This window comes from Pseudomonas sp. GW823-FHT05G12 (assembly GCF_058795575.1).
Genome location: NZ_CM179501.1, coordinates 3,658,305 through 3,675,051, shown reverse-complemented (window position 1 = coordinate 3,675,051; position 16,747 = coordinate 3,658,305). Strand labels below are relative to the sequence as shown.

Sequence of the window (16,747 nt, the reverse complement as noted above, 5' to 3'; positions counted from 1 at the left end):
ACCTCAACCTTGCTGTCAAACAAGATGGTGGCAGCTGTACGCGGGTTGACAGACCGAGACGTTGGCACTCGGCGCACCACAGGGTGCCCACACGTACAGCCGCCATGAAAGCGAGCACATGAGGACAACGTCAGCGGTCTGTCAAAACCGGTCGCTGAATTGGCAGCGACAGGCCGAGACTAGGGCTGACTATTTCCATGTGCAACGAAAATCAGGCGCGAGGAGTATCTTTGGGAAATGGCCTACAAGGAAGGGGTAATTTCTGATTTTTCGACCCGCTCCCGTTCCCCAAAACGTCGACAGGAAACATGCGGGCAAAAGAAAGCCCGCCGAGGCGGGCTAAGTACTATCACGTAGGGATAGCTTCATCCTGCCCAAGCCACTGTGAAAATTGGGTGAAAGAAAGGTCCCCATAACGTGATCATCCAGAGGGCCCCGCGCCTTTCAAAGCTCGGCTTTCTGCCGCTGGTGGCGCTGAAAGCGGGTAACCGCGATCTGGACGGCAGCTGCAACGAGGCACAGCAGGCCGACTTTCCAGCTGCCCTCCAGGCCGTAATGCTCGGCGATCTTCCCTGTGATGATGACGCTAACGAAGATGGCGAAAGGCAGGATCAGTTTGTTCATCGGATCTTCCAGCAGGCTGCAGATGGCTCGGGTAAACATACAGTTCACCCAGTGGAAAGGCCGCGATCTTAGCAAATCCGGTTGCGGCGTGGGGGTCACATCCAGAGCGGTTGCAAGGTGTGCTGTCTGTATCGCGATAATGGCAAAGGGTCAGTATGGACTTGCGCGACCCAGCCCTCGAAACTGATCCATTCGCATCTGGACCAGGGCCGGTCATGAATAACCTGCAACGCACACTCTCTCTCATGCTGCTGCTGGCAGCCGCTTCATTGACCGCCTGCGTCCCCTGGAAACGCGAACGCGCCGCCTATGCGGACCTTTGCGAATCCGAGTTCCAGTTCAAAGTGCCAGGCCCGCAGGGGGAGACCACCCTCTACCTGGAAACCTACCTCTACGACCACGCCGCCCTATGGGGCGAAAAGCGCTATGAGCAAAGCCTGTACGTGCAGTACCCGGGCGAGAAGTACTCACGGCAGGAATTCTTTGTGCAAATGATCGCCTACAACAAAGACCGCCAACGCCCGTCGACCGATGCCAAGCGTGGCGAGCCGCCGATACCGGTGCTGTACGACAGCCGTCAGGCTTACATCACCTTTGAAGACGGCTCGCGCCTGAATGCGCGGCCCGAGGTGTACTTGGGCATCAACGAGACCTACGACTTTCCGTTGGTGAATGAGAAGACCGCCCGGCCATCGCCATACGACATCAACAGCGATGAAGTGCACCGGATGATTCCCAGGATGACCAACAACAAGCGCTATGGCTCGGCTTATGTGATCTTTCAGACGGACAAGTTCGAGGCAGATTCCAAGTGGACGATTCATCTGGGGGCACTGGATGTGCAGGGCCGCAAGGTGCAGATTCCGCCGCTGAAGCTCTGCTATCACCCCGTGAAGAAATGGATCGGGATCGAGCCGCTCATGCGGCCTTGAGTGGAAGGTGTCCGCCATGGGAGGTGTGGCGGCGCTCGATCTCACCGGCAACACAAACCCACCGGCGAACACCTCCCAGCCCCCCCATTGCGAATTTCCTGGTTTCAGCTAACTTATACAAAAACCTGTACAAGCATGAGAGGTTGTACATGTATTGTAAGTGGCCCTTCACCCTGTACTTTGACGGCGCCTGCCCGTTGTGCGCTCGGGAGATAGCCTTCCTGCGCAGGCAATCGACTGGGGGAAAGCTCATCCTGGTTGACATCAGTGCTGATGATTTCGATGCAGGGGCGTTGGGCTTGACGGTTGAGCAACTGAGGTCATGCCTGCATGGAAGGTTCGCGAGCGGGCAGTGGGTTACAGGCTTGGACGCCACCTTGTGGAGTTGGCGTGCTGCCGATGTGGGCCTGTGGGTCGCGCCACTGGCTTGGCGTCCGCTACGTCCCCTGTTTTCGGTGCTTTACAGGCTGTTCTGTCGATTGAGGCCACACTTGGCCTGGCTACCACATCCCGATGGCGGGCACCGTTGTAGCGGTGAGGAGTCCAAATGTCACATTCGTTAGCCGAGCACTATCATGAAATCCTGGTCGGTATTGGTGAAAACCCGCAGCGCGAAGGGCTTCTGGACACACCCCAGCGTGCGGCAAAAGCGATGCAGTACTTGTGCAACGGGTATGCCCAGGATCTTCACGAGGTCGTGAACGGTGCTCTGTTCGAGAGTGAAAACGATGAAATGATTGTGGTGCGTGACATTGAACTCTACTCATTGTGCGAACACCACATGTTGCCGTTTATTGGCAAGGCGCATGTCGCGTACCTGCCAACAGGACGCGTGTTAGGGCTTTCCAAGGTTGCACGCGTAGTGGATATGTTCGCCCGTCGTTTACAGATACAGGAAAACCTCACGCGGCAAATTGCGTATGCCGTGCAGGAAGTCACGGATGCCGCAGGGGTAGCGGTCGTGATCGAAGCCCAGCATATGTGCATGATGATGCGCGGGGTAGAGAAGCAGAACTCGGTGATGATTTCATCCGTGATGTTAGGTGCATTTCGCGACGCCCCCTCGACGCGGCACGAATTCCTGAACCTCATTGGACGACACAGTTGACGTCCGGTCCTGAACCGTCGCGAAGGGGCGCCCAGATGAATTCCGATGCTACTGCGTTATCTCCAAGCCGCTTCGCTGTCTTGGGTTACGGCGGTCTGCTGCCGTTTATTGGCTTGACGGCGCTCATCCTTTTTTGGGCTGAGTATCGAGCGTTTTTCTCGATGATGATGGTTGGCTATGGCGCGGTGATATTGAGCTTCGTCGGTGCCCTGCACTGGGGGTTTGCCATGACGTTGCAGGGTTTGCCCGCAAAGCAGCGTCAAGAGCGACTGGTGTGGAGCGTTATACCGGCCCTGATCGGTTGGGTTGGCACGTTGCTGCCTGTGCCGGTGGGGTGTCTGGTGTTGACCTTCGGTTTTGTCGGCCATCTTTGGCAGGATCGCAAACTGGCGCAAGCCGTGCCTGGGTGGTATCTGCCGATGCGCGTGCATTTAACGGCTGTTGCGAGCCTCTGTTTGCTGGTCAGTGCACTTTCGGTATCCGTTCATTTTTGAAACCCCCAGTAACCACCGCCGAACGCTGACGATCACTGCCGGCCGTGCTGACATGGGTTTGTGCAACCGACCCTGCATTACAGCTGCCTTCAAGGCCGTAACGCGCGGCGATCTTCCTGGCGATGACGACGCTGACGGTGATTTGTTTCTGAATGTGTGATCTCTCCCGCTCAGTCTTCGTCAAGAGGAATGCCCCTCGCCGTCGTCTGGGGATTGATACAGGGCCTTCCATGCAAACGCTGTTGAACGAGATTCTCGAAGAAGTACGTCCCTTGATCGGCAAGGGCAAAGTCGCTGACTACATTCCCGCGCTGGCTGACGTGCCGGCGAACCAGCTGGGCATCGCTGTCTATGGCAACGATGGCAGTTACCACTGCGCAGGCGACGCGCAGGTGCCATTCTCGGTGCAGAGCATTTCCAAGGTGTTCAGCCTGGTTCAGGCCATTGGCCATTCGGGAGAAACCATTTGGGAGCGGCTGGGGCATGAGCCTTCGGGGCAGCCGTTCAACTCGCTGGTGCAGCTGGAGTTCGAGCGCGGGCGGCCGCGTAACCCGTTCATCAATGCAGGTGCATTGGTGATCTGCGATATCAATCAGTCGCGCTTCGCGGCCCCCACGTTGTCGATGCGCGATTTTGTCCGACGGCTTTCAGGCAACCCCCACATCTCGATCAATACCCGGGTCGCTGATTCGGAATATCAGTTTCGCGCGCGCAACGCTGCCATGGCGTACCTGATGCAGTCATTTGGCAACTTCCATAACGAGGTCGAGACGGTGCTGCGCAGTTACTTCAGTTACTGCGCACTGCAAATGAACTGCCTGGACCTGGCGCGGGCATTCTGCTTCCTGGCCAATGATGGGTTCTGCAAGCACAGCGGTGAGCAGATCCTGACGCGGCGCCAGACCCAACAAGTGAACTCGATCATGGCCACCAGCGGGCTGTATGACGAGGCGGGGAATTTCGCCTTCAGGGTGGGTTTGCCTGGCAAGAGTGGCGTGGGTGGCGGGATCGTGGCGATCGTACCGGGGCAATTTACCGTATGCGTGTGGTCGCCAGAGCTGAATGCGGCGGGCAACTCCCTGGCCGGGATGGCGGCGCTTGAGCTGCTCAGTTCGCGGATCGGATGGTCGGTGTTCTGATCTGCGAACTCAGGGGGCAATCAGGCGTCGCCTTGGCGGGTCAGAACGCGTACACCAACGTGGCCGTGGCGCTGCGTGGGCTGCCATACCAGCCGCGCGCGCCAATCGCCGTGTAGTAGGTTTTGTCCAACACGTTGTTGAGGTTCAGTGAAACGCTGGTCTGCGGCGTGAAGGCATATTGAGCCATCAGGTCGACCACGCTGCAGGGGTCCTGGGTGAACGTTTCGTTGTTGGGCCCGGCGCTCTTGTAATACTCGGTACCCTGCCAGCGCACACCACCCCCTACCTTCAACTGTGGCAGGGTCGCCAGGCGGTAGCTGGTGAACAGTTTCAAGGTGTCTCGCGGTATTTCAGTGTTCAGGCGGTCGCCATCCGAATCCTTGCTCACCGCATAGGTGTAGCTGGCCGAGACCTGCCAATCAGGCAAAATCTCGCCCGCCATTTCCATCTCGAAACCACGTGTCTTGGTACCCGATTCGGCACGGTAGGCCTGGTTGCCGTCTGGCGCCAGGTTGCTTCCGTCGGCTACCGCCAGGTTGTCCTGGTGCACCTCGAAAACGCTGAAAGCCGCGGTCAGGCGCTGGTCCCAGAACTCACTCTTCAGACCGAGCTCGTAGTTCACGCCTTCCAGCGGGTCCAGGTAGGTACCGTTGATATCCTTGTTGCTCTGCGGCTTGAAAATGGTGGTGTAACTGGCATAGGCCGACCAGTGCTCGTTGAGGTCATACACCAGGCCAAGGTAGGGCGTGACGACCCCGGTTTCGCTACGTGAGGTGCGGCTTGTAGCGCCGGACGACAGGGTGGTAGAGGTTTCGTCGCGTTTCCAGTCGATCAGCCGCGCCCCGGTAACCAGCGACAGGTCATCCGCCAGGCTCCAGCGTACCGAAGCCACCAGGCCGTCCTGGGTTTCATCCAGCGCATCTTCCGAGGACTTGGCATGGATGGCGTCTGGTATCGCCAGCGAACCGTCCCAGGTGTAAATGTTGTCGATGGTCTGGATCGCCCACAGCGGGTAACCGTCGTTGCGGTAGTAGGCGCGGTAGTGACTGGCCCCGAGATAGGCCTGGTGCTCGCGGGACGACAGCGCGAACGGGCCCGACGCCGACAGGTCGAACGAGGTCTGCCGGGGCTCGCCGGCCCAACGCCCCGTCCAGGTGCTGATGCCACTGCCATCGGGATTGACGGTGCCGCTGGCCGCGGTGGCAAAGGCGTCGTCATAGCTGCGACGGCTGTGTTCGGCATTCAGTCTCAACTGCCAGCCGTTGTCCAGTTGATGCTCCAGCGTAGTGAATACCGTCTTGGTGCGACGCTTGTGATAGCTCCAGTCCGAAGCTGAATTGAACGTGCGGGAGGGGCTGAAGTGACTGCCATCTGAATTGAACATCGGGAAGCCGTGGTTGCCTGCCCCGTCGTTGTCCATCTCCTGATATTCCGCACCTGCTGTCAGCATCGTGCTGTCGGTGATGTCCCACTCCAGCACCCCATAGGCCACCTGCCGTTCCAGCGACTGGCGGTCGACGTAGCTCTGGCTGTCGGTATTGGAGGCGACAAAGCGCCCGCGGACATTGCCGCTTTGCGTCAACTTGCCAGAAACGTCCAGTTCGGTGCGGTAGTTGTCCCACGAGCCCGCTTTCAAGGTCAGCTTGCGTTGTGTTTCCAGGGTCGGCTTCTTGCGGATCAGGTTGACGGTGGCGCCCGGGTCGCCAGTGCCGGACATCAGGCCCGTGGCACCGCGCACTACCTCTACCCGGTCATAGGACACCATGTCGGAGAGGTCGTCCCTGAAGCCAAAGGTATCGGGGCGGTTGATGCCGTCCACCTGGATGCTGCCGACCTCGAAGCCGCGCACGTAGATATGGTTGGCGTCGCTTCCGGCGGGCCCCATGCTGTCAACGACCACGCCTGGTGTCTGTTCAAGCACCTGGGCAACATCGTTCAGGTTCTGGTCTTCAATCTGCTGGCGGGTGACCACGCTGACCGATTGGGGTGTCTCGCGTGCAGACAGCCGCAGCCCGGTTGCGGTATTGACCGAGCCGGTGGTGTAGCTGCCGGTGCCTTCGGTGGTGGCACCCAGGGCCATGCTGGAGACGGTGGTTGCCGCAAGCTCCATGGCGCCATCCTGCTCAGCGCTGACCAGCATGAAGTGCTTGTCGCCCGCTGCCTGCACCTGCAAGCCACTGCCTTGCAGCAGTTCTGCCAACGCCTGATGCAGTTCGTAATTGCCGTGCAGCCCTTTGCTGTGTAAGCCAGCGACTTCTTCTTGGCTGAAACTGATGACTGCACCGCTGGCGTCGGCAAACTGGTCGAGTGCGTGAGCCAATGACCCTGCCGGGATGCTGTAACCCACAGGCTCGGCCCAAGCATGTGCAGTGCCCAGCAGCGAGCCCGCGAAGCCGACCGCTAGCGCGGTTTGGCGAATACGGGTGGCGGGGGAGGAAAAGCGAGCGGACATCCATTGACTCCTTGCTGATCGAATACAAGTGCTCCCAGTAACAAACGTGTTGTTGACGGAAATACTTAGTAGCAAGGTGCTGATAGGGCTGAGGATCTACTTTGACAGTAATATCCTCATCGCAGCACAAGGCTGCTCCTGCCAGTGCTGTACAGGCTTTGAAACCGACATGCAGGCTCTCGGTACTTGCCCAGGGCAGCGTACGGACGGCGCCCGTGAACCCGCGCTTTCACCGGAAATGGAACCTACCGAAGATGACCCGCGAAGCGTTTGCTCCTTATCAGTGCCTTGCCACTGACTTGCTGAAGTATCTGCCGTCTGACCAGAATGATGGCTCCCACGACTTGGCCCATATTCAGCGCGTGTGGGTCAATGCGCACCGGATTCAGCGGGTAGAGGGTGGCGACCTTGAAATCTTGCTTGCGGCGACGGTGCTGCACGACTGTGTGGCGGTGGAAAAGCATTCGCCGTTACGTGGGCAGGCCTCGACGTTGTCGGCGAACAAGGCTGCATCAGTCCTTGCTGAGATGGGCTGGCCGAGCGGGCGTGTTGAGCAGGTAGTGCATGCGATCAAAACGCACAGTTACTCGGCGGGGTTGGAACCGCTGACACGTGAGGCCTGCATCCTTCAGGACAGTGACCGGCTTGACGCCATAGGCGCGGTGGGTATTGCCCGGTGTTTTTACGTCGCCGGGCGAATGGGGTCGGCGCTCTATGACGTCGAGAATCCTTTCGCGCAGCAGAGGGCGTACCAGGACGGGGCGTATGCCATCGAGCACTTCCAGACCAAACTGCTCAAGCTCGCCTCGGGCTTTAAGACCCAAGAAGGGGCTCGCCTTGCTGCCGAGCGTCATACCCGGCTTGAAACCTTTCTTACCCAGTTCATGGACGAGATTACCGGGGCCGGTTAGTCATGCCGGGCTTGTGCCGTCCTTGAATTCAGTCAGCCCAGCGCCACAGCGGCTCATCCAGCAACCCAACCCCCCGCAGCTGGGTTTGCCCTTGTATTTTTTCCAGCTCTAGCACATTGCACCCGTCACAGGCTGCCAGCGCGTTGATTAAGGGCGCACTGTGCGATACCACCCAAACTTGGCTACGGCCCGATGCACGAATGATCAGCCGTGCCAAGGCCGGGAGCAGGTCTGCGTGCAGACTGGTTTCCGGTTCGTTCAATACCATCAGCGATGGCGGCCGTGGTGTGAGCAGGGCAGCCATCAGCAGAAGATAACGCAGGGTGCCGTCCGACAATTCAGCACCCTCGAGCGGGCGCAAAAGCCCGTGCTGGTGCAGCCTTACACTGAACAGCCCGCCAGGTGGCGCATTGATCTCCAGACGGCTGCCGGGAAACGCGTCATTCAGCGCTTCCACCAGATCCTCCACATCGCCAATTTCGATAATGGTCTGCAACGCCGAGGCCAGGTTGCGCCCGTCGTGATGCAGTACCGGCGAGCGAGTGCCCAGTTGGGGGTGACGGCAAGGCGCATCACGGTCAATCCGGAAGTGATCGTAAAACCGCCAGCTGTTGATGAACGCGCGCAGGTCACCGATTTCCGGTGCCTGGCGTGGCCGGCCGACGATGTTGAAAAAGCTCTCGCCGCTGTCAGCATGCTGATCGAGCACTGCCCAGCGGTTGCCCTCGCGGGCCCGCACCAGGGCATTCTTGCGCTCGACCAGCAAGGAAGAGGGGCGATAGGCGCCAGCGCCCCAGATGGCCTCGCACTTTATTTCAGGGTCGAGCATGAACGCGCTCGGATACGGCAGGGGAATTGGCAGGCCGAGGGTGATGGCAAACCCGAGGTCCTCGGTGGCAAAGCCCAGGCGCAGGCGCCTGGCTTCGCTCGGATGCTGGCCTTGGATGGGCACTTCGCCGCGCCGCATTCGTGCGCTGGTTTCCGGGCCGGCCCACCAGGTCGAATCCAGCCCGCCCTCACGGGCGAGGGCTTCGACCACGCCGCCCTGTGCGGTTTCGGCCAGCAGGCGCAGCGCCTTGTATAGGTTGGATTTGCCGCTGCCGTTGGCACCGGTCACCAGGTTGAGTTGGCCCAGCGGCAGCACCAGGTGGTTGATCGAGCGGTAGTTGCCGATGGCGAGGGTAGTGAGCATGCAGTGCTTCCCAGCGTGGACCAGGCGACCGATTGTGGCCGAAGCGTGCCTGCCTTGTCAGCCACCCCTGCTGAGGCTGTTGCAAGTGAAGCAGGCGTGCGCACCGTCTATAGTGTGGGGCAACCTCTCGCGCAAAGGATGCTCACATGGCCAGATCAACAATCATGACAGCCATTGTCACCTCATTGGCGGTGGCCTTGGCCTCTGGCCCGGTGCTCGCCGACCCGGGTAATGGCAAAGGCCAGGGCCAAGGTCAGGGGCACGGCAAGGGTCAGGCGCCGCACGCCCAGGGCCAGGGTAATTCGGGCGGCCACAAGCAGAGTGCCGGCGGCAATGACTGGCACGGCGGCCCGTCCATCGACCGTGGCGATGTATTGGGCATCCTCGGAGGTCACCGCAACTACTGGAGCCCGGGCCCGGCATTGCCTCCAGGCATTCAGAAGAACCTGGCCCGCGGCAAGCCCCTACCACCTGGTATCGCCAAGAAACTGGATGGCCGTCTGCTGGGGCAGTTGCCTCACTATGACGGGTATGAGTGGATGCAGGCAGGCGCAGACCTGATACTGGTCGCCGTGGCGACCGGGATCATCTATGAGGTGTTGAACGGGGCGTTCGACTAAGGCCGCAGGTGCGAGCAGTCCGCCCGGTCCCTGCAGGCGCTGGCTTGCCTGCGATGGGCTGCGCAGCAGCCCAACCGCCTATCAACGCCGCCGTAACACTGCGGCCAGCCCAAGGGTCAGCACCACAGCGCACAGCATGGCCAGCCCGATGGTCACGCCAACGCCCCACGTTTCCAGCAGCCCCGCCAAGACCAGATAGAACGCAATCACCCCCACTGCGCCGATCGCATTCCCCCGCACCATCGCCGCCATCCCGGCTCGCCCGCCCTGCACATGGGCGAACACTACCAGCGGCCAGGCAATCACCGGAATCGGCGCCAGCATCCCGCTGGTCGCCGGGCCCAGCCAACTGGCCAGGCTGGTGGTGATCATCAGCAGGGAAGTGGCAGATACCATGCGCAACGGGATTTCCCAGTGCCGGTGCCGGGGGCGGGCCAAGGTATCAGGTTTGGGCTCGCGGCCGCTGGCGCGGATCAGCACGCCGATCAGCACCAACGCCACTGCAATCGACAGGTACAGGTTGCCCCAGTGGGTAAAGGCATAGGCGGCCAGGCCATAGAACAGCAATGCCAGCAGAACGGCCACGGCGATGCCGAGCGTGCGCGTGGCCAGCAGGTAGACGGTGTAGGTGGCCTGCACCGCCGCCAGGCCGCCCAGTGCGCCGGGCAATGCGCCCAGGGCGAAGGCCGTGCCCTGTTCCAGGCACAGGAAGGTCATCACCAGCGCCGAGGTGATCGGCAGGCCGGACAGCAATCCGCCTAGCAGGCCGCCCCAGCGCCGGGAGGCGAGGGAGATGGCCCACATCAGCAGGGGGGTGATGGTGAGTTTCAGGTAAAACAGGGTCATTGCGGGTGCATCCAGGCTTGATGAAGGTGCGCCCGCCTTCGACATTGGGTAGGGCGCGGAGGAATCAGCCGCGGCTGGCCTCCAAGGCCTGGGCCAGGTCGGCGATGATGTCGTCACTGTGTTCGATGCCGATCGACAGGCGCACCATGTCCCGTGGCACGCCGGCCTTCTCCAGTTCCTCGTCGTTGAGCTGACGGTGGGTCGTGGAAGCGGGGTGGCAGGCCAGTGACTTGGCGTCGCCGATGTTCACCAGGCGTACCACCAACTGCAACGCGTCGATGAAGCGCGCGCCAGCCGCCTGGCCACCCTTGATGCCGAACGACAGGATCGATGCCGGCTTGCCGCCGGTGTAGCGCTTGGCCAGTTCATGTTCGGGGTGATCGGGCAGCCCGGCGAACTTCACCCAGGCCACTTGCTCGTGGGCTTGCAGGTAATGGGCGACCTTTAGCGCGTTCTCGGTATGGCGCTCCATGCGCAGGGCCAGGGTTTCCAGGCCTTGCAGGATCAGGAAGGCGTTGAACGGCGACAGCGCGGCGCCGGTGTTGCGCAAGGGCACCACACGGCAGCGGCCGATGAAGGCGGCAGGCCCGAAGGCTTCGGTGTAGGTGACGCCGTGGTAGGACGGGTCGGGGGTGTTGAGCAGGGCGAAGCGTTCCTTGTTTTCGGCCCAGGGGAATTTGCCGGAGTCGATGACGATGCCGCCGATGCTGGTGCCGTGACCGCCGATGTACTTGGTCAGCGAGTGCACGACGATGTCGGCGCCGTGCTCGAACGGCCGGCACAGCACCGGGGTGGCCACGGTATTGTCGACGATCAGCGGCACCCCGTGGCGGTGGGCGGCCTCGGCCAGCGCAGCGATATCAACGATATTGCCGGCGGGATTGCCGATGGACTCGCAGAATACCGCTTTGGTACGCGCATCGATCAGCGCTTCGAGGGCGGCGATATCGTCATGGGCCGCGAAGCGGGTGTGGATACCCATGCGTGGCAGGGTGTGCGCCAGCAGGTTGTAGGTGCCGCCGTACAGCTTGGCCACCGAGACGATATTGTCGCCGGCTTCGGCGACGGTCTGGATGGCGTAGGTGATAGCCGCCATGCCCGAGGCTACGGCCAGCGCGCCAACCCCGCCTTCCAGGGCGGCCATGCGCTGCTCGAGCACGTCGTTGGTGGGGTTCATGATGCGTGAGTAGATGTTGCCGGCAACCTTCAGGTCAAACAGGTCGGCGCCGTGCTGGGTGTCGTCGAAGGCGAAGGAGGTGGTCTGGTAGATCGGTACGGCCACCGCCTTGGTGGTCGGGTCGGGGCTGAAGCCCGCATGGATGGCAAGCGTTTCCAGCTTCATGCAATCGTTCCTTGAGCGTGGGTGGAAGCGTTCGAGCATGCGGCGGCGAGCGCGCATGGGTCAAGGGTGTCGCTCTGGCGGATTACGGTTCGCGTGACAATTCGCTGATCGGCAGTTGATCCTGCTTCACGTCGGGTGCCTGAGGCGAGCGCACTCTGTTCGCCACCCCAAACGGTACATGCACCATCGGCAGGTTTCCCGCTGGCGATTGCAGGTGCGTGCGCTGGTCGTCGAAAAACACATGCGGCTTCAATATCGACAACACCCTGGGCTTATCCATGCCGCCTAGAAAAAAGCACTCATCCGGGGATACGCCCCAATCCTTCAAGGTCGTCACCACCCGCTCATGCGAAGGCGCGTTGCGCGCCGTGACGATGGCAATGCGCAGAATCCGCTGGTACGTCGGGTCCTCGGCCAGCTTGCGGTCCTCCAGCATGCGTATCCGCGAAAGCTTGCGGTAAAGGTCTGCCAGTGGCCCCGGCGAATGCGGGGTGCCCTTGTGCACGCGCTCGTGTTCCTGAAAGTCGTCCAGGTTGTCGTTGCGCTTGTAAACACTCTCTGCCTCGTCGTCGGCAATCACGCCATCGAAGTCGAAGGCCACCCGCAGCTCAGTGTCGATTTCATCATCGTAGATGCGCGTAGGCAGTACACGCCCGGCAGGGTAGTTGGCGTCGATGGCCTTTTGCACATCTTCCTCGTTGGCACTGAGAAACAGCGAGGCATTGAACGCCGGGATGTATTCGTAGGGCGAGCGGCCCGACATGAATGCCGCGCGGGTGATGTCCAGCTGATAGTGGCTGATGGAGCGGAACACCCGCAGGCCGGTTTCCGGCGAGTTGCGCGAGAGCAGCACCACTTCCACCGGCAACTGGTCGGGGAACGCCTTGTTGATGCTCAGGAAGCGGCGAATGAACGGGAGCGCCACACCCCTGGGGAACGGCTCGTCCAGGTTCTGTTCCTGGTGCTGGCGGTAAGCCTCGACACCTTGTGTCTGGTAGATGTCATCGGAAACGGAGAGGTCGAACAGCGCACTCGAGGCAACGCCGATGACCAGTTTTTCTTCAATGGGGTAAGGCATGCAGCGGCTCCTGCGAGTGGCATGAAGGCAAGTGTACGCGCACGTTCTGACGAAAGCCGTCAATTGCGCGACTGATCAGTGGATCCGGTAGTGTCATTTTGATAGCGTCTCGCCCCTTACCGCAGTATCCGGACAGTGATTGATGAACCAGCTACATGAACACGGCACCCTGACTCCGCTTGCCGAGGCGAATGGGAACACGATGCACGAAAGCCACCTTGAGGCAGACGCGTCGGCCCAGCAGGCCACCGAGCACGAAGCACTGCTGGCCAGTATCGAGGGGCTGAACAAAAAGCTCGTGGCAACTACCCTGGCCCGTGTGCAGAAGGAAGGGGCGATCCACAAGCGTCTTGAGCAGTGCCAGCAGCAACTGGCCGCCAGCAATCAGGCTCGGGAAGGGATGTCCATCACGGTGACCACGGCGCTGAAGAAGCTCGCGCTGGCAGCGAGCACCCAGGCAGACCGCGTGGACAGTGTGGAGGCGCGCTTGACCCGCCTGGCTGAGCGCCAATGTGAATGCACGTCGCAGTCAGCAGCCGGTTGGCCCGCGTATCTGGAGCGTCATGCCGTGTCGTTGGTTGCCTTGGCCGTGGCTGTGTTTACGCTGGGGCTGCATTTGCTCGGGTAGTGCAACTTCAAGGCTGCGCCGGGTTCAAGCGTTGAATTGCCAAGGCTTGCGGGTTGGCGACGTTCTTCGGCACCCCGTCGAAAAACGCCAGCACATTGTCGAAGGCGTCACCGAAGTACAGCTCGTAGCCGTTCTTCTCCACATACCCCAGGTGGGGCGTGCTGAGTACCCGTGGGTGGCGCAGCAGTGGATGGGCCGGGTCGAGTAACGGCTCCTCCTCATAAACATCCACCGCCGCGTAGCCCGGCCGCCCGGCATCCAATGCCTGCAGTAATGCGCCTGGTGCAATCAGTTCCGCGCGGCTGACGTTCACCAGCAAGGCGTCGGGCTTCATGTGGGACAGGTCGTCGAAGGTCACCCCATGGCGTGTCTGATCCGAAAGGCGCAGGTTCAGGCTGACAATATCCGCCTCGGCAAAAAACGCCTCGCGCGAGGCGGCAGCAGCGTGGCCATCGGCTTTGGCTGCGGCGCGGCTGTTGTCGCTGCCCCACACCAGCACGGGCATGTCGAAGGCCTGCGCATAACGCGCCAGGCGCTGGCCGATCTTGCCATAGCCCCAGATGCCCAGCGTCTGCCCGGCCAGCGCCTGGCCCAGGTTGACCTGCCATTGGCCTTGGCGGAAGGCATCAATGGCCGGCAGCAGTTGTCGGCGGGCATTGAGGATCAGCGCCCAGGCCAGTTCGGCAGGCGCTACCGGCGATCCGCGCCCCTCGGTCACGGCAATGCCGCGCGCGGTGCAGGCAGCCAGGTCGAGGTGGCTGGACACCTTGCCGGTCTGGCTGATCAGCTTGAGGTTGGGCAGGCGGTCGAGCAAGGCGGCGTCGATGCGTGTGCGTTCGCGGGTGAGTACCAGGGCGTCGGCATCGGCAAAACGTGCTGCAAGTTGTTCCAGCGTGGCAGGCGGGTGCTCATGAAGGACGCTGACAGCATGCCCGCTCAGCTTGCCGAAGCAATCGAGCGTACGGATTACATCTTGGTAGTCGTCGGGAATGACAATGCGCATGGTGGTCTGGCCCGGGCGGTACAGGGAAGCGTCGAAGATAACCTAACGGGGGGAATCGGTGTCAGATCAGGCTGCAGTCGCTGCACATCAGCACCGGCCTCTGCCGCCCAGTGATGCAACCGCCATGCGTTGGCGGCCCTGTCGCGACACGAGGCCGGCTCTACTGGCCACCAGATAGCTGCTCCACCAGAAAATCCACAAACACCCGCACCCGTGCCGGCATCGCCGGGCCGCCGACGAACACCGCATGAATCGGTTCCCGATCACCCGGGTTGTAAGCCTCCAGCAACGGCACCAGTTGCCCGTTGGCCAGGTCATCGGCCACGGTAAAGGTGCCGATACGCGCCACGCCGGCGCCCAGCCTGGCCAGCTGCGCCAGCGCCTCGCCGCTGCTGCATTCGATATTCCCTTTCACCTTCAGTGAGAACGTATGCCCGTCGCGGTGAAACGGCCAGTCAGGCATCGCGCGGCGGAAGTTGAAGCGCAGGCAGTTGTGCCTGGCAAGGTCTTCAGGTTCAAGCGGGGTACCGTAGCGTTGCAGGTATTCTGGCGAGGCCACCACTACCTGGCCGGTCTCGCCAATGGCGCGAGCGCTCAACGAGCTGTCCGGCAGGTGACCGAAGCGCAGCGCCACGTCGGCCTGGCCGCCGAGTATGTCGGCCACCTCGTCGCTGAGGGTCAGGTCAACCAGCACTTGCGGGTAGCGTGCGCTGAAGGCCGCCAGCAGCGGCACTACGGTCAACCGGGCATGGCCCAGCGCAGCGCTGACCCGCAAGCGCCCGCGTGGCACGCCTTGGTCAGTGATGGCTTCTTCCACTTCGAGCATGTCCGCCAGCACCCGCCGTGCGCCGCGCAGGTAGGCCTCTCCCTCGGGGGTGAGGGTGAGCGCCCGGGTCGTGCGCAGCAGCAGGCGGGTACCTAGGCGCTGTTCGGTGCGGGCGAGAATGCGGCTGACCGCCGAGGGCGTCAGGCCTAGCGCTCGGGCGGCAGCAGACAGGCTGCCCGCTTGCGCCACCTTGGCAAAAATCTCCATCTCGCCGGATCTGCCACTGAAGTCCATTTGTGCCTCTAAAGCAAAGGTGGTTCGCAAAAATGCAGTCTAGTGCGCGTTTTAAACGGATCGTAGCATTTGCGGCATAGATAAGGAGCTTGCCATGCGTATCAATCCACCGCTTGTCGCACTCGCCATCGGTGCCTTCGGCATCGGCGTTACAGAGTTCGCCCCCATGGGCATGTTGCCCAGTATCGCTACCGACCTTGGCGTTTCCATTCCTGCTGCCGGGCTGCTGGTCAGTGCCTATGCCCTCGGCGTGCTGATCGGCGCGCCGCTGATGACCCTGGCCACGGTGAAGATCCCGCGCCGTTACTTGTTGATCGGGCTGATGGCCATTTTCACCTTGGGCAACCTGATGTCGGCCCTGGCCAGCGACTACGCCAGCCTGCTGGTGGCCCGCGTGGTCACTTCACTCAACCACGGCGCCTTCTTTGGCATCGGCTCGATCGTCGCGGCCAGTGTGGTGCCGCCCGAGAAGCGCGCCGGGGCCGTGGCTGCAATGTTCATGGGTTTGACCCTGGCCACCATCGGCGGCGTGCCGTTGGCGACCTGGTTGGGTGAAATGCTGGGTTGGCGCATGGCGTTCTGGGGTATTGCCGGGCTTGGCCTGGTGGCGATGACCACACTCTGGTACGCACTGCCCAATGTTGCGTCGCCCAAGGGCGAGGGGGCCATGGCCGAGATCCGTGTGCTGGGCCGCAGGCCGGTACTGGCGGCCTTGTTGCTGACCGTGGTGGGTTCCAGCGCAATGTTCACCGTGTTCACCTACATTGCGCCGATCCTGCAGCATGAAGCGGCGGCGTCCACCCCCTTCGTGACGGCGATGCTGGTGCTGTTCGGTGTCGGCCTGACCTTGGGCAACGTATGGGGCGGCAAGGCGGCGGACCGCTCGATCGATCGCACCCTGATCCTGTCACTGGCTGGGCTGATTGCCGTGCTGCTGGTGTTTCCGCTGGTACTGGACTGGCCGCTGCCGACCGCCTTGGCGATCCTGGTCTGGGGTGCGGCCAGCTTTGCCCTGGTGCCGCCGCTGCAAATGCGGGTCATGGAAGCGGCCAAGGATGCGCCCAACCTGGCCTCGGCGGTGAACATTGGCGCGTTCAACCTGGGCAATGCGATCGGTGCGGCGCTGGGTGGCGCGGTGATCAACGCGGGGCTGGGCTACCCGGCGATTTCCCTGGCGGGGGCTGCGATGGCGACGCTGGGGCTGGTACTGGTGCTGCTGTTTGCCTGGCGTGGGCGAGGGGGGCTAGCCGGGCGGCAGGTTGCGGTGTAACAGGTCGGAACCTTGGGGCGCTTTGCGCCCCTCGATACACTTCCTTGC

At 61.8% G+C, this 16,747-nt stretch carries 17 protein-coding genes; 9 read left to right on the top strand and 8 right to left on the bottom strand.

Annotation, left to right across the window (positions count from 1 at the left end; genetic code table 11):
* Positions 1-444 precede the first annotated feature (444 nt).
* The gene (locus AC3RCM_RS16695) at positions 445-663 is read right to left on the bottom strand and encodes a hypothetical protein (protein WP_014591528.1); all 219 of its coding nucleotides are present in this window, start codon (positions 661-663) and stop codon (positions 445-447) included.
* A 176-nt stretch (positions 664-839) separates the two neighbouring features.
* On the opposite strand from AC3RCM_RS16695, the gene AC3RCM_RS16690 reads away from it, so the two are divergent.
* From AC3RCM_RS16690 to glsB, 5 genes are all read left to right on the top strand, one after another.
* Positions 840-1,556: a hypothetical protein gene (locus tag AC3RCM_RS16690; RefSeq protein WP_014591527.1), complete on the top strand. Its 717-nt coding sequence runs from the start codon at positions 840-842 to the stop codon at positions 1,554-1,556.
* A 149-nt stretch (positions 1,557-1,705) separates the two neighbouring features.
* Entirely contained in the window at positions 1,706-2,119 is a 414-nt protein-coding gene (locus AC3RCM_RS16685) for a thiol-disulfide oxidoreductase DCC family protein (protein WP_081273128.1), read from the top strand.
* Complete coding sequence (gene folE, locus AC3RCM_RS16680; RefSeq protein WP_003250704.1) at positions 2,104-2,664, top strand: GTP cyclohydrolase I FolE; 561 nt, start codon at positions 2,104-2,106, stop codon at positions 2,662-2,664. The genes AC3RCM_RS16685 and folE overlap by 16 nt, the downstream gene beginning before the upstream one ends.
* Positions 2,665-2,699: 35 nt before the next feature.
* Positions 2,700-3,158 carry a DUF3429 domain-containing protein gene (locus AC3RCM_RS16675; RefSeq protein WP_104887400.1) on the top strand — a complete coding sequence of 153 codons (459 nt, stop codon included), beginning with the start codon at positions 2,700-2,702 and terminating at the stop codon, positions 3,156-3,158.
* A 230-nt stretch (positions 3,159-3,388) separates the two neighbouring features.
* Entirely contained in the window at positions 3,389-4,297 is a 909-nt protein-coding gene (glsB, locus tag AC3RCM_RS16670; protein WP_104887401.1) for a glutaminase B, read from the top strand.
* 40 nt (positions 4,298-4,337) lie between these two features.
* Here glsB and AC3RCM_RS16665 read toward each other — a convergent pair whose 3' ends face one another.
* Positions 4,338-6,749: a TonB-dependent siderophore receptor gene (locus AC3RCM_RS16665; protein ID WP_492629031.1), complete on the bottom strand. Its 2,412-nt coding sequence runs from the start codon at positions 6,747-6,749 to the stop codon at positions 4,338-4,340.
* Positions 6,750-7,003: 254 nt separating this feature from the next.
* On the opposite strand from AC3RCM_RS16665, the gene AC3RCM_RS16660 reads away from it, so the two are divergent.
* Entirely contained in the window at positions 7,004-7,660 is a 657-nt protein-coding gene (locus AC3RCM_RS16660; protein WP_409320279.1) for an HD domain-containing protein, read from the top strand.
* Positions 7,661-7,688: 28 nt separating this feature from the next.
* Here AC3RCM_RS16660 and AC3RCM_RS16655 read toward each other — a convergent pair whose 3' ends face one another.
* The gene (locus AC3RCM_RS16655) at positions 7,689-8,852 is read right to left on the bottom strand and encodes an AAA family ATPase (RefSeq protein ID WP_104887404.1); all 1,164 of its coding nucleotides are present in this window, start codon (positions 8,850-8,852) and stop codon (positions 7,689-7,691) included.
* A 146-nt stretch (positions 8,853-8,998) separates the two neighbouring features.
* Here AC3RCM_RS16655 and AC3RCM_RS16650 point away from each other — a divergent pair, with 146 nt between their 5' ends.
* Positions 8,999-9,472: an anti-virulence regulator CigR family protein gene (locus AC3RCM_RS16650; protein ID WP_029380671.1), complete on the top strand. Its 474-nt coding sequence runs from the start codon at positions 8,999-9,001 to the stop codon at positions 9,470-9,472.
* A gap of 81 nt (positions 9,473-9,553) precedes the next feature.
* On the opposite strand, the gene AC3RCM_RS16645 is transcribed toward AC3RCM_RS16650, so the two are convergent.
* From AC3RCM_RS16645 to AC3RCM_RS16635, 3 genes are all read right to left on the bottom strand, one after another.
* Positions 9,554-10,318, bottom strand: a complete 765-nt coding sequence (locus AC3RCM_RS16645) for a hypothetical protein (protein ID WP_064490806.1) — start codon at positions 10,316-10,318, stop codon at positions 9,554-9,556.
* Positions 10,319-10,382: 64 nt separating this feature from the next.
* Entirely contained in the window at positions 10,383-11,660 is a 1,278-nt protein-coding gene (locus AC3RCM_RS16640; RefSeq protein WP_064490805.1) for a bifunctional O-acetylhomoserine aminocarboxypropyltransferase/cysteine synthase, read from the bottom strand.
* A gap of 82 nt (positions 11,661-11,742) precedes the next feature.
* A complete protein-coding gene (locus tag AC3RCM_RS16635) occupies positions 11,743-12,738 on the bottom strand; it encodes a 5'-nucleotidase (protein ID WP_064490804.1) in 996 nt (331 codons plus the stop codon).
* A gap of 142 nt (positions 12,739-12,880) precedes the next feature.
* On the opposite strand from AC3RCM_RS16635, the gene AC3RCM_RS16630 reads away from it, so the two are divergent.
* Positions 12,881-13,366: a hypothetical protein gene (locus AC3RCM_RS16630; RefSeq protein ID WP_064490803.1), complete on the top strand. Its 486-nt coding sequence runs from the start codon at positions 12,881-12,883 to the stop codon at positions 13,364-13,366.
* A 7-nt stretch (positions 13,367-13,373) separates the two neighbouring features.
* Here AC3RCM_RS16630 and AC3RCM_RS16625 read toward each other — a convergent pair whose 3' ends face one another.
* Both AC3RCM_RS16625 and AC3RCM_RS16620 read right to left on the bottom strand, forming a co-directional pair.
* The gene (locus AC3RCM_RS16625; RefSeq protein ID WP_064490802.1) at positions 13,374-14,369 is read right to left on the bottom strand and encodes a D-2-hydroxyacid dehydrogenase family protein; all 996 of its coding nucleotides are present in this window, start codon (positions 14,367-14,369) and stop codon (positions 13,374-13,376) included.
* Positions 14,370-14,529: 160 nt separating this feature from the next.
* Complete coding sequence (locus AC3RCM_RS16620; RefSeq protein WP_060489578.1) at positions 14,530-15,429, bottom strand: LysR family transcriptional regulator; 900 nt, start codon at positions 15,427-15,429, stop codon at positions 14,530-14,532.
* Positions 15,430-15,523: 94 nt separating this feature from the next.
* Here AC3RCM_RS16620 and AC3RCM_RS16615 point away from each other — a divergent pair, with 94 nt between their 5' ends.
* Positions 15,524-16,699 carry an MFS transporter gene (locus AC3RCM_RS16615; RefSeq protein WP_104887405.1) on the top strand — a complete coding sequence of 392 codons (1,176 nt, stop codon included), beginning with the start codon at positions 15,524-15,526 and terminating at the stop codon, positions 16,697-16,699.
* Positions 16,700-16,747: the final 48 nt, after the last annotated feature.

What these genes read in the sequence shown, in the direction of transcription:
- AC3RCM_RS16695 (WP_014591528.1), bottom strand. Translation starts at nt 663, where the DNA reads ATGTTTACCCGAGCCATCTGCAGCCTGCTGGAAGATCCGATGAACAAA.
- AC3RCM_RS16690 (WP_014591527.1), top strand. Translation starts at nt 840, where the DNA reads ATGAATAACCTGCAACGCACACTCTCTCTCATGCTGCTGCTGGCAGCC.
- AC3RCM_RS16685 (WP_081273128.1), top strand. Translation starts at nt 1,706, where the DNA reads ATGTATTGTAAGTGGCCCTTCACCCTGTACTTTGACGGCGCCTGCCCG.
- folE (WP_003250704.1), top strand. Translation starts at nt 2,104, where the DNA reads ATGTCACATTCGTTAGCCGAGCACTATCATGAAATCCTGGTCGGTATT.
- AC3RCM_RS16675 (WP_104887400.1), top strand. Translation starts at nt 2,700, where the DNA reads ATGAATTCCGATGCTACTGCGTTATCTCCAAGCCGCTTCGCTGTCTTG.
- glsB (WP_104887401.1), top strand. Translation starts at nt 3,389, where the DNA reads ATGCAAACGCTGTTGAACGAGATTCTCGAAGAAGTACGTCCCTTGATC.
- AC3RCM_RS16665 (WP_492629031.1), bottom strand. Translation starts at nt 6,749, where the DNA reads ATGTCCGCTCGCTTTTCCTCCCCCGCCACCCGTATTCGCCAAACCGCG.
- AC3RCM_RS16660 (WP_409320279.1), top strand. Translation starts at nt 7,004, where the DNA reads ATGACCCGCGAAGCGTTTGCTCCTTATCAGTGCCTTGCCACTGACTTG.
- AC3RCM_RS16655 (WP_104887404.1), bottom strand. Translation starts at nt 8,852, where the DNA reads ATGCTCACTACCCTCGCCATCGGCAACTACCGCTCGATCAACCACCTG.
- AC3RCM_RS16650 (WP_029380671.1), top strand. Translation starts at nt 8,999, where the DNA reads ATGGCCAGATCAACAATCATGACAGCCATTGTCACCTCATTGGCGGTG.
- AC3RCM_RS16645 (WP_064490806.1), bottom strand. Translation starts at nt 10,318, where the DNA reads ATGACCCTGTTTTACCTGAAACTCACCATCACCCCCCTGCTGATGTGG.
- AC3RCM_RS16640 (WP_064490805.1), bottom strand. Translation starts at nt 11,660, where the DNA reads ATGAAGCTGGAAACGCTTGCCATCCATGCGGGCTTCAGCCCCGACCCG.
- AC3RCM_RS16635 (WP_064490804.1), bottom strand. Translation starts at nt 12,738, where the DNA reads ATGCCTTACCCCATTGAAGAAAAACTGGTCATCGGCGTTGCCTCGAGT.
- AC3RCM_RS16630 (WP_064490803.1), top strand. Translation starts at nt 12,881, where the DNA reads ATGAACCAGCTACATGAACACGGCACCCTGACTCCGCTTGCCGAGGCG.
- AC3RCM_RS16625 (WP_064490802.1), bottom strand. Translation starts at nt 14,369, where the DNA reads ATGCGCATTGTCATTCCCGACGACTACCAAGATGTAATCCGTACGCTC.
- AC3RCM_RS16620 (WP_060489578.1), bottom strand. Translation starts at nt 15,429, where the DNA reads ATGGACTTCAGTGGCAGATCCGGCGAGATGGAGATTTTTGCCAAGGTG.
- AC3RCM_RS16615 (WP_104887405.1), top strand. Translation starts at nt 15,524, where the DNA reads ATGCGTATCAATCCACCGCTTGTCGCACTCGCCATCGGTGCCTTCGGC.